We start from the raw sequence: 11,032 nt of genomic DNA on the forward strand, positions 1-11,032 counted from the left end.
GACCAACATGAAGACGACCTTTTTCGGTGCGCCGCTGCGCGCCGCCACCCTCGCACTCGCCGTTGCGGGGATGTTGCCGCTGGGCGCGCACGCCGCCTCGATCACGCTCTACAACGCGCAGCACGAGCAGGTCGTGAACCAGCTCGCGAAGGACTTCGAGCAGCAGACCGGCATCGACGTGAAGATCCGCAGCGGCGAAGGTCCGGCGCTGGCCGCGCAGCTCGTCGCCGAAGGCGAGAAGACGCCCGCCGACGTGTACTTCACCGAGAACTCGCCCGAGCTGATGCTGCTCGAAGAAAAAGGCCTGCTCGCGCCGGTCAAGCCTTCGACGCTCGCCGACGTGCCCGCGCACTACAACTCGCCCGCCGGGCAGTGGGTCGGCGTGACGGCGCGCGAAAACGTGCTGGTGTACAACACGGCGAAGCTGCAAGCCGCGCAACTGCCGCAGTCGATCTTCGATCTCGCGAAGCCCGAGTGGAAAGGCAAGATCGGCATTGCGCCGAGCGACGCCGACTTCCTGCCGCTCGTCGACGCCGTGCTCGCCGCCAAAGGCGAAGCGGCCACGCTCGACTGGCTCAAGGGCCTGAAAACCAACGCGCAGATTTTCGACGACGACGAAGGCGTGGTGGCGGCGGTCAACCGCGGCGGGGTCGCGACCGGCATCATCAACAACTACTACTGGGACCGTCTGCACGCTGAAATCGGCGACAAGAAAACGCGCAGCGCCGTCGCGCATTTCGCCGACGGCGACGTGGGCGCGCTCGTGAACGTCTCCGGCGCGGCCGCGATGAAGGCGGCCCATAACCCGGACGGCGCGCAGAAGTTTCTCGCCTACCTCGTGAGCGAGCGCGCACAGAAGCTGATGGCGCAAGGCCACATCAGCTTCGAATATCCGCTGCGTCCCGGCGTGCAGGGCGATCCGATCAACAAGCCGTTCGATCAGCTGCATCCGCCCGCGCTGACGATCCAGCAACTCGGCGACGACAGCCAGGCAGGCCGTTTGCTGCGCCAGGCCGGCCTGCTGTAATTCTCAAGGATGGCTAAGCAATTGTGAGTGAAGCCGTTACCTCGGCGCATGCGATGCCGGATGAAGCCGATGCCGATGCGGATATCGATGCCGATATCGATCGCGCCGGCATCGCGGCGCACGCCGTCACGCGCCGCCGTGCGCCGCGCGCGCTGTTTCTCGCCGCCGCGCTCGGGCCGCTGCTGGTCCTGCTGCCGCTCGCGCTGACGTTCTGGCGCGCGCTGTCGTTCGGGTTCGCCGATGCGGCGGACCTGATCTTCCGTCCGCTCGTCGGCGAACTGCTGGTCAACACGCTCAGCATCACCGTGAGCGCAACGCTGGCGTCGGCCGTGCTCGGGACCGCTGTCGCGTGGTTCGTCGAGCGCACCGATCTGCCTGGGCGACGCGCATTCGCCCTGCTCGCCGCCGCGCCGCTCGCCATGCCCGCGTTCGTCACGAGCTATGCGTGGGTGTCGTTGAGCCTCGATTTGCAGGACTTTCTCGGCGCGTTCATCGTCATCACGACCGCGTATTTTCCGCTCGTCTATCTGCCGGTGGCCGCTGCCTTGCGCGGGCTCGATCCTGCGCTCGAAGAATGTGCGCGCGCACTCGGCTGCAACCGCTGGGCGATTTTCGTGCGCGTGGTGCTGCCGCAATTGCGCCCTGCCTTGCTCGGTTCGATGCTGCTCGTCGCGCTGGGCGTGCTGTCCGAATTCGGCGCGTTCACGCTGCTGCGCTTTCGCACCTTCACGACCGAGATCTATGCCGAATACCGCACGAGTTTCGACGGCGGCGGTGCGTCGCTGCTCGCCTGCGTGCTGATCCTGCTGTGTCTCGTCTGTCTCGTGTTCGAGTTTCGCGTGCGTGGACGCGCGCGCTACGAACGCGTCGATCGCGGCACGCGTCGCGCGGCCGCCCGTCTCGCGCTGGGCCGCTGGCGCTGGCCGGTTACGCTCGCGTTCGTCGCGCTCAACGTGGGCACGCTCGGCGTGCCGCTCGCGATGATCGGCTACTGGCTCACGCAACCGGGCGCCGCCGCGATCACGCCCGCCGACGTGTCGCCCGAACTGCTGTTCACCACCACGCTCGCTTCGCTGCGGCTCGGCCTGCTGGCCGCCGTGTTCACGACGCTGCTCGCGCTGCCGCTCGCCTATCTGCTCGCGCGCTATCCGGGCCGCGCGGCGACCTTTCTCGAACGCACCGCGTTCATCGCGCAAGGCGTGCCGGGGCTCGTCATCGCGCTTGCGATCGTGTCGCTCGCCGTGCGCGCGCTCGAACCGCTCTATCAGAGCACGACGCTGCTGATCGTGGTCTACGCGATTCTCTTCCTGCCGCTCGCGCTCGTGAGCGTGCGCGCGGCGCTGTTGCAGGCGCAGCAGCGTCTCGAAGAGACGGCGCGCGCGCTCGGCCTCGGCTGGTTCGCCACGCTGCGGCGCGTGGTGCTGCCGCTCGCGGGACCGGGTCTCGGCGCGGCGGCGTCGATGGTCTTCATCTCGGTCGTCACCGAACTGAACGCGACACTGCTGCTCGCGCCCATCGGCACGCACACGCTCGCCACCCAGGTCTGGTCCGATACCTCGACGCTCGCGTTCGCCGCCGCCGCGCCCTATGCCGCGCTGCTCACGGCGCTCTCGCTCGCGGCCTCGGGCCTGCTGTTCGCGTTCGCGGGCAAATCGGCGCTCGCGGCGCAGGCTGGCTCGCCCTCTCCATCCGATACCTCGCGCTCATGAGCACACTACGCATTGCCGGTGTTTCCAAGGCCTTCGACGGTCATCCCGTGCTGCACGACGTTCATCTCACGGTGAAGTCCGGCTCGCTGCTCGCGCTGCTCGGCCCCTCGGGCAGCGGCAAGACCACGCTGCTGCGCCTGCTATGCGGCTTCGAACGTGCCGACGCGGGCAGTATCGAAATCGGCGGACGGCGTGTGGCGGACGATGCGCTGCATCTGCCCGCGGAGCAGCGCCAGATCGGTTACGTTCCGCAGGAAGGCGCGCTGTTTCCGCATCTCTCGGTGGCGGACAACATCGTGTTCGGCCTGCCTCGCGCGCAGCGGCGCACGCGGCATCGCGTGTCGGAACTGCTCGAACTCGTCGGTCTTCCGGAGTCCTGTGCAAATCGCGCGCCGCAGCAGCTGTCGGGCGGACAGCAGCAGCGCGTGGCGCTCGCCCGCGCACTGGCGCCCGCGCCGGGTCTCGTGATGCTCGACGAACCGTTTTCGTCGCTCGATGCGGCGTTGCGCGTGGAAACCCGCGCCGCCGTGGCGCGCGCGCTCGCGGCGGCGGGCGCGACGGCCGTGCTGGTCACGCACGATCAGGCGGAAGCGCTCTCGCTCGGTCACGAAGTCGCCGTGCTGCTGCATGGCCGGGTCGTGCAAACGGCCGCGCCGCAGACGCTGTACCGTCGGCCCGTGACGCGCGAACTCGCGGCCTTCGTCGGCGAAGCGGTGTTGCTGCCGGGGCGGGTCAGCGCAGGATTCGCGCATTGCGCGCTCGGCGCGTTGCCGCTCGCGGACGGCACACAGGCCACACTCGGCAACGTCGATGGCAACGTCGATGGCGACGTCGACGTGATGCTGCGCCCCGAACAGATCGACGTCCTGCCGCACGATGCGATCCGCCCCGGCGCACTCGACGCGCGCGTGCGCGACGTCACGTTCCAGGGCCAGGATGCCGCGCTCACGCTGGAACTCCAGCTCGATCCGGCTCAAGCGTCCACGCCGATTCGCGCGCGCGTGCCGGGCTTTCGCACTCCGCAGCCCGGCGAACGCGTGCGCGTGGCGGTGGGCGGCGAAGTCAGCGTCTATCCGCGCTGACGACGCACCGAAAGATCCTGAACCATCTGTTCTACGAAGTAATCGCAGGTGGCCCGGTTCGACTTCACGCTGCGCGCGACCACGATATCGAGCGGCTCGATCGTCGGCAGGCCGTGCGCCTCGCCGAGCACCTCGAAACGCGCGGGCACGCTGCACCGCGTGAGCGCCACCACGGCGATGCCCGCCTCCACCGTCGCCATCAATCCCGTGAGACTCGCGCTCGTGAACGCCGCGCGATAGCGGATGCGCGCCGCGTCGAGCGCCGCCACCGTATGCGCGCGCGCCACGCTGCCGTGCTCGTAAAGCCCGACCGGTAGCGGCGTCATCGCGAGCGGCGCCGGATCGTCGGGCAAACCCACCCAGACCATATCTTCACTGCGCACGAATTCCCCGCGAATCTGCTTGTCGCGCGTGACGAAGGCGACGTCGATCTTGTTGTCCGCCAGCATCGGCCCGAGCGCCACGCTCTGCGCGCAGACGATCTCGATCTCCACATGCGGATAAAGCGTCGAAAAGCGCCGCAACACCGGCGAGAGCAGCGCCGCCATGTAATCGTCGGGCGCACCGAGCACCACGCGCCCCGTCACCTCGGGCCGCACCAGCGCCGACCACGCCTCCTCCTGCAAATCGAGCGCGCGCCGCGCATATTCGAGCAGCGTGCTGCCGGGCCGCGTGAGCGCGAGATTGCGCGTGTCGCGCGTGAACAGCGAGGTGCCGAGCACCTGTTCGAGCCGCTTGATCTGCATGCTCACGGCCGCCTGCGAGCGATGCACGGTCACGGCGGCCTTCGTGAAACTGCCCGCGTCCGCGACGGCCACGAAGCTGCGCAAGAGATCCAGATCGAACTCGGGATTCATGATTCATCAGCCAGATTGATGGAATTGTTCAATTTAATTCGTTTGCCGACACCCTGCAACTCACGAATACTGAAACGGTTTTCAACCTGCTTTCGCTTTTAAGCGTTTCCTGCCGATGTCGTCCACGCAATCCGATCTCCATAACAGCCGCCAGGGCGTCGCCATGCTCGCGGGCGGCGGCCTGCTGATGGGCACCATTGGCGTGTTCGTCGAAGAGGCGCATCTGGGCGCGCTCACGCTCGTGTTCTTCCGCTGCCTGTTCGGCATGCTCGCGCTCGCCGCGTATTGCGCGTGGAAAGGCTGGCTCACGCCGCGTCAGCTCGCGCGGCAATTCACGCGCCGCACCTTCGCGCTCGCCTTTATCTCGGGCGTGCTGATGGTCACGCAATGGGTGGGCTTTTTCGATTCGATCCATCGCACCAGCATCGCGGTCGCAACGGTCGTGTTCCATGTGCAGCCGTTCTGGGTCGTGCTGATCGGCGCGGCGATCTTTCACGAGCGCCTCGGCGCGGACCGGCTCGGCTGGATCGCGATTGCGTTCGTGGGCCTCGTGCTCGCCTCGGGCGTGCTCGCGGAAAGCCATGTGGCCGATCATCCGCGTTATCTGATTGGTCTTGCTGAAGCGCTCGGCGGATCGGTGCTCTATGCGAGCGTCACGCTGATCGCGAAGAGTCTGCGCGAGCTGCGCCCGCATCTGTTCACGCTCACGCAATGCGCGGTGGGCGCGCTGTGTCTGCCGCTGATCGCGCCCTTCGTCGCGCCGCTCGAACTCACGCATATTTCGGCGACGCAATGGGGCTGGCTCGTGGGCATGGGCGTGCTGCACACGGGGCTCTCGTACGTGCTGATCTACGGCGCGCTGCCGAAGCTCACGACGCCCGTGATCGCCGTGCTGCTGTTCGTGTATCCGCTCACCGCGATCGCCGTCGATGCGATCGTCTACGGCCGCGCGCTGAGCGTGCCGCAACTCGCGGGCATGGTGCTGATCGTGACGGCGAGCCTCGGCGTCAATCTGGGCTGGCGCATGTTTCCGCCGAGGCTCGCGTTCAAGCGGCGTTGATCGATACTTGATGGGCCGTCAGCCCGGCAACACTTCGCCCTTCGTTTCCGGCGCGAACGGAATGATCAGCAGCCCGACGACGAACGCGATGGCCGTGAGCGCAACCGGCACGCCCAGCGTGTGCATGCGCAGCACCGCCGCGCCGAGCATGAAGTTCACGCCTGCGCCCACGAAGCGTCCGAACGAGGTGCAGAACGCGAACGCCGTGGCGCGCACGCGGGTGCCGAACTGCTCGGGCAGCCACAGGCTGAACAGCGCGAAATTGCCGCCGAAAAAGCCCAGCACGAACAGAATGGCGATGAACGGCACGAGCCCGTTTTCGAGGTAATACGCCCAGCCGAAACTCGCCGCGATCGTCACGGCCATGCCGCCGAAATAAATCGCCAGCGTCCATTTTCGGCCGATACGCTCGGCCATCGGCGGCAGCGCGAGACAGCCCAGAATCGTGCCGATCGAGAGAATCCCCGTCGCGATCGAGGCCGTGCGGATTGCCTCGGCCTTGCTCGCGCCCGCCCTGGTGGCAAGCTGGATCACCGCCGACGGCTCATACACCGCGCCCGCCCACAAGCCGATGATCGCAATCGTCAGCAGCGCGCACGCGACCACGGTGCGGCGGCGATAACCGGCGCTGAAAATCTCGCGCAGCGGATGGCCGTGATGCACGTGGCTCGCCTCCGACTTCTGCCACTTGTCCGGCTCCTGCACGCGCGTGAGCACGAGAATGGCGACCACCACCGGAACCGCGCCCATCAGGAACATCGCGCGCCAGCCGTAGTGCACGCCGACCGTGTAGTTCAGCGCGGCCGCGATGAAGAAGCCTGCGTAATAGCCCGTCTGCAGATAGCCCGCGCCCATCTTGCGCCGATCCTCGGGCCACGATTCGGCCACGTAGGTGCCCGCGAGCGCCCATTCGCCGCCGATGCCCACGCCCGCGAGAAAGCGGTAGATGCCGAGCGCCCACACGCTTTGCGCGGTGGCCGACAAGCCCGTGAAGATCGCAAACATGAAGATGGTGCCCGCGAGCACGCGCGTGCGGCCGAAGCGGTCCGCCATCGGCCCCCAGATGAACGACAGCCCCCAGCCGACCAGAAACAGCGCGAACAGGATCGAGCCAGCGAGACCGATGTTCGGCGCGGTCGCGGCATAGCCCGAGCGCGGCAGCAGTTCGGTGAGCGCGGGCGTGAGCACGAGCGCGTAGATGAACGAGTCCATGCCGTCGAGCGTCCAACCGGCCCAGGCGCCCCAGAAACCGGCGATCTGCGAGCGGTTCAGCGGCGTCTTGTGAGCACGCCGGGCGGGCTCGGTAATCGAATTCATGATGCTCCTCTCTCCTGTGATGCCGCGCGCCCTGAATGCGGATTGAAAGCGCGGCGCGGAACGCGAACCGGACTGTTGCCGGCTACCTTCAAGAACTCCCTGTAAGCCCCCGATTCCTGCTTTCCCCGTCTATGCTGTATTGCTCGTTTTGCGGGTTTGCGAGGCTTTCGCCCTTGTCGTTTTATATATAATATTTGATCTCATGAGCGACGCAACGAATGGTTTTCCCCTGGAAGGCAGCGCGACGGAGGTGTCGGCAAGCGGATTGCCGACGCTCGCGGCGCCGCGCACCAGCACTTCGCGCATGATCGCGGACGCCCTGCGCACCGCCATCGTCGAAGGCACGCTCGCGCCCGACGCGCCGCTGCGCCAGGACGCGATCGCGCGGCATTTTTCGGTCAGTGCAATTCCCGTGCGCGAGGCGCTGCGCCAGCTCGCGAGCGAAGGCTGGGCGCGCATCGAAGTGAACAAGGGCGCGAGCGTCGCGTCCCTGTCGCGCGACGAGGCCCGCGAGATCTACGAGATCCGCTCGGCGCTCGAAAGCCTCGCGCTCGGTCTCGCCATTCCCAATCACACGGCCGCCTCGCTGCGCGAAGTGAGCGCGCTGGCCGCCGCCGCGAAGCGCGAGCGCGATCCGTCGCTGTATGTGGCGCGCAACGAGGACTTCCATATGAGCCTCTACGCGCCCGCGGGCCGCCCGCAACTGATGGACATGCTCATCACGCTGCATCGGCGTGGCGAGCGTTATCTGCGGCTCAAATTCGGCTTTCCCGCCTACAAGGGCGAGTCCGACGCCGAACACGCCGAAATCCTCGCCGCCGTGAAGCGCCGCGACGTGAGCGCCGCGCAGGCGCTCGTGGCCGCGCATTTGCTCGGCACCGGCGAATTGATCTACCGATTTTTGACCGATCGCGCCGCGGCGCAGCCAGCCGCGAAGAAAACGCGCGCCGCGTCGGCCGCCTCTCCCGCATCCTCCCGTTCACGGAGCCGAACTCCCGATGAAGCCTCAAGCTGAAACCTCCGCCTCGTCCGCTCACGCCAGCCAGGCGCCGCGCTCGTGGACCACGCGCCGCGACGAGAAAGCGCGCCGCCTCGCCGCCGTTTCGGGCTGGCTCGAAGACGGCGTGCTGCCCGCCTCGCGCATGACCGACGCGCTCGAACTGCTGATCCGTCCCGGCGACCGCGTCGCGCTCGAAGGCGACAACCAGAAGCAGGCCGACTTTCTCTCGCGCTCGCTCGCGAAGGCCGATCCCGCGAAGCTCAACAACATTCATCTGCTGATTTCGAGCATCAGCCGCCCCGATCATCTCGCGCTGTTCGAGCGCGGTATCGCGCATCGCGTGGATTTCGCGTTCGCGGGACCGCAGAGCCTGCGCGTGGCGCAATTGCTCGAAGACGGCCAGCTCGAAGTGGGCGCGATCCACACGTATGTGGAGTTGTACGCGCGCATGTTCGTCGATCTGATTCCGCAGGTCGCGCTGCTCTGCGCGGAAAAGGCCGACCGTCACGGCAATCTCTACACCGGCCCGAACACCGAAGACACGCCCACGATCGCCGAAGCCGCCGCGTTCAGCCAGGGCATCGTGATCGTTCAGGTCAACGAAATTGTCGATGAACTGCCGCGCGTCGATATTCCCGGCTCGTGGGTGGACGTGGTCGTGCAAGCCGATCGCCCGTTCGCGGTCGAGCCGCTGTTCACGCGCGACCCGCGCCATATCGGCGACCTGCAGGTGCTCACGGCGATGATGGTCATCAAGGGCATCTACGCACCCTACGGCATCACCGCGCTCAATCACGGCATCGGTTTCGACACGGCCGCCATCGAACTGCTGCTGCCCACGTATGGCGAACAGCTCGGCCTCAAGGGCAAGATCTGCCGCAACTGGACGCTCAATCCGCATCCCACGCTGATCCCCGCGATCGAATCGGGCTGGGTGGACAGCGTGCATTGCTTCGGAAGCGAAGTGGGCATGGAGGCGTATATCGCCGCGCGCCCCGACGTGTTCTTCACCGGCAGCGACGGCAGCCTGCGCTCGAACCGCGTGCTGTGCCAGCTCGCGGGGCAATACGCGGTCGATCTCTTCATCGGCTCCACGCTGCAGATCGACGCCGATGCGAATTCGTCGACGGTCACGCGCGGACGTCTCGCCGGTTTCGGCGGTGCGCCGAACATGGGCCACGATCCGCGCGGCCGACGTCATGCGAGCGAAGCGTGGCTCAAGCTGCTCAAGGACACGGGCCCGGTGTCGCGCGGCCACAAACTCGTGGTGCAGCTCGCGGAAACGTGGAAGAAAGGCGGCGAGCCGACTTTCGTCGACGAACTCGATGCCATCGCCGTGGGCGAAAAGAGCGGCATGCCGGTCGCGCCCGTGATGATCTACGGCGACGACGTGAGCCACGTGGTCACCGAGGAAGGCATCGCGCATCTGCATCGCGCGGAAGGCATCGAGGAGCGGCGCGCGTCGCTCGCTGCCGTCGCGGGCGTGACGCCGATCGGCCTGCGCGCGAAGCCGGAAAAAACCGAGGAATTGCGCCGCCGCGGCATCGTGCAGTTCCCCGAAGATCTCGGCATCCGTCGCGGCGACGCCAAGCGCTCGCTGCTCGCCGCGCGCAGCATCGACGATCTGGTGACGTGGTCGGGCGGTCTCTACACGCCGCCCGCGCGCTTCCGCAGCTGGTGAGCGCGATGCGCACGCTATCGAATTTGTCACCGGCTTCTCAGGTGCCGCTCGCTGAAGTCGCGCCCTATTCGACCTCCGACGCGGCCTCCGACGCGGCACACGAAGCCGCGATGCGTCCCGACGCACAACTCGCCCGCTTCGCACGCGACGCGCTGATCGAAGAAGCGCGGCTCACGCCGAAGCCCGCGCTCGTCGATGCGCGCGGCAGCGGCGCGCACGTCGATCTCGATCTCGCGACCATGCTGCGGTCCGCGCATGCGCTCGAACCGACCTTCGCCGCGCTCGCGCGCGCCTCGTACGGCGCACGGCCCGGCACGGCGCTACGCACCGACCTCGCGCGCATCGGCCGCGCGGGCGAAGCCGCGATGATGCGCGCGACCGCCGGCAGCAACGCGCATCGCGGCGCGATCTGGATCGTGGGCCTGCTGGTCGCGGGCGCGGCTATCGTGCACGCGCCCAGCGCCGATGACAGTGCGTATGCACACGCGACACGCATCGGAGAAACGGCGGCGCACATCGCGCGTTTCGACGATCTGCTCGCGCAGCCCGCGCGCAGCAACGGCGAACGCGTGCGCGAGCGCTACAACGTGGGCGGCGCGCGCAGTGAAGCGCAAAACGGCTTCCCGCACGTGCTGCGCGTGGGCCTGCCCGCGCTGCACGCTGCCCGCGCGCGCGGCGACGACGAAGCCGCCGCGCGCGTCGACGCCCTGCTCGCCATCATGGCCTCGCTCGACGACACCTGCGTGCTCCATCGCGCGGGCCTCGCGGGACGCGAAGCCGCACAAGCGGGCGCGCAGCGCGTGCGCGACGCGGGCGGCATCGCCACACGCGCGGGCCGCCAGGCGTTCGACGCGCTCGAACGCGCGCTGCTCGCACTCAACGCATCGCCAGGCGGCGCGGCCGATCTGCTCGCCGCGACGATCTTTATCGACAGACTAGTTCAGCACCGCATCGGCGGGAGGACGGTTTCATGGAACAACTGACATTCGACTATCCGGCGCAGCGCGCCGTGACCACGCGCGCGCATGTGGGCGTGGTGGGTTCGGGCGATCTCGAAGTGCTGCTGCAACCCGCCGCCGGGATGCAGGCGCGCGTGGTCGTGCACACGAGCGTGGACGGCTACAGCCATATCTGGAAAAGCGTGCTCGACCGCTTTTTCACGCGCTACGACGGCGCGGCGCTCATCGAGATCAACGACTTCGGCGCGACGCCCGGCGTCGTGGCGCTGAGGCTCGCGGAAGCCGTCGAGGCCGCGCAGGACGATGCACCGAACGGCGCGCAAGGAGCGAACTCGTGAGC

10 protein-coding genes are annotated in these 11,032 nt (G+C 67.6%); 8 read left to right on the top strand and 2 right to left on the bottom strand.

The window, feature by feature from the left end; all coding sequences use genetic code 11:
• The first annotated feature begins 7 nt into the window (after positions 1-7).
• Genes U4Y88_RS36020 through U4Y88_RS36030 form a run of 3 tightly spaced genes read left to right on the top strand, consistent with a single transcriptional unit; the run spans position 8 to position 3,818 of the window.
• Positions 8-1,027 carry an iron ABC transporter substrate-binding protein gene (locus U4Y88_RS36020; protein WP_415774548.1) on the top strand — a complete coding sequence of 340 codons (1,020 nt, stop codon included), beginning with the start codon at positions 8-10 and terminating at the stop codon, positions 1,025-1,027.
• A gap of 53 nt (positions 1,028-1,080) precedes the next feature.
• Entirely contained in the window at positions 1,081-2,736 is a 1,656-nt protein-coding gene (locus U4Y88_RS36025) for an ABC transporter permease (protein ID WP_415774549.1), read from the top strand.
• Positions 2,733-3,818, top strand: a complete 1,086-nt coding sequence (locus U4Y88_RS36030) for an ABC transporter ATP-binding protein (protein WP_224008566.1) — start codon at positions 2,733-2,735, stop codon at positions 3,816-3,818. Before U4Y88_RS36025 ends, U4Y88_RS36030 begins: the two co-directional genes overlap by 4 nt.
• Here U4Y88_RS36030 and U4Y88_RS36035 read toward each other — a convergent pair.
• Positions 3,806-4,675 (bottom strand): LysR family transcriptional regulator, encoded by an 870-nt coding sequence (locus U4Y88_RS36035; protein ID WP_321789712.1) that lies wholly within the window; start codon positions 4,673-4,675, stop codon positions 3,806-3,808. The two genes, U4Y88_RS36030 and U4Y88_RS36035, sit on opposite strands and share 13 nt — an antisense overlap.
• A gap of 115 nt (positions 4,676-4,790) precedes the next feature.
• Here U4Y88_RS36035 and U4Y88_RS36040 point away from each other — a divergent pair, with 115 nt between their 5' ends.
• Positions 4,791-5,735: a DMT family transporter gene (locus U4Y88_RS36040; RefSeq protein ID WP_321789713.1), complete on the top strand. Its 945-nt coding sequence runs from the start codon at positions 4,791-4,793 to the stop codon at positions 5,733-5,735.
• Positions 5,736-5,753: 18 nt separating this feature from the next.
• Here the strand turns inward: U4Y88_RS36040 and U4Y88_RS36045 are convergent, their stop codons facing one another.
• Positions 5,754-7,052, bottom strand: a complete 1,299-nt coding sequence (locus tag U4Y88_RS36045) for an MFS transporter (protein ID WP_224008557.1) — start codon at positions 7,050-7,052, stop codon at positions 5,754-5,756.
• Positions 7,053-7,254: 202 nt separating this feature from the next.
• On the opposite strand from U4Y88_RS36045, the gene U4Y88_RS36050 reads away from it, so the two are divergent.
• From U4Y88_RS36050 to U4Y88_RS36065, 4 genes are all read left to right on the top strand, one after another.
• Positions 7,255-8,067 (top strand): GntR family transcriptional regulator, encoded by an 813-nt coding sequence (locus U4Y88_RS36050; protein WP_224008604.1) that lies wholly within the window; start codon positions 7,255-7,257, stop codon positions 8,065-8,067.
• A complete protein-coding gene (gene mdcA, locus U4Y88_RS36055) occupies positions 8,051-9,733 on the top strand; it encodes a malonate decarboxylase subunit alpha (protein WP_224008555.1) in 1,683 nt (560 codons plus the stop codon). Before U4Y88_RS36050 ends, mdcA begins: the two co-directional genes overlap by 17 nt.
• A gap of 110 nt (positions 9,734-9,843) precedes the next feature.
• Positions 9,844-10,716, top strand: a complete 873-nt coding sequence (locus U4Y88_RS36060) for a triphosphoribosyl-dephospho-CoA synthase (RefSeq protein ID WP_321789737.1) — start codon at positions 9,844-9,846, stop codon at positions 10,714-10,716.
• Positions 10,704-11,030 carry a malonate decarboxylase subunit delta gene (locus U4Y88_RS36065; protein WP_310633593.1) on the top strand — a complete coding sequence of 109 codons (327 nt, stop codon included), beginning with the start codon at positions 10,704-10,706 and terminating at the stop codon, positions 11,028-11,030. Before U4Y88_RS36060 ends, U4Y88_RS36065 begins: the two co-directional genes overlap by 13 nt.
• The last annotated feature ends 2 nt before the right edge of the window (positions 11,031-11,032 follow it).

This window comes from Paraburkholderia sp. J94 (assembly GCF_905220285.1).
Classification (GTDB): domain Bacteria; phylum Pseudomonadota; class Gammaproteobacteria; order Burkholderiales; family Burkholderiaceae; genus Paraburkholderia; species Paraburkholderia tropica_A.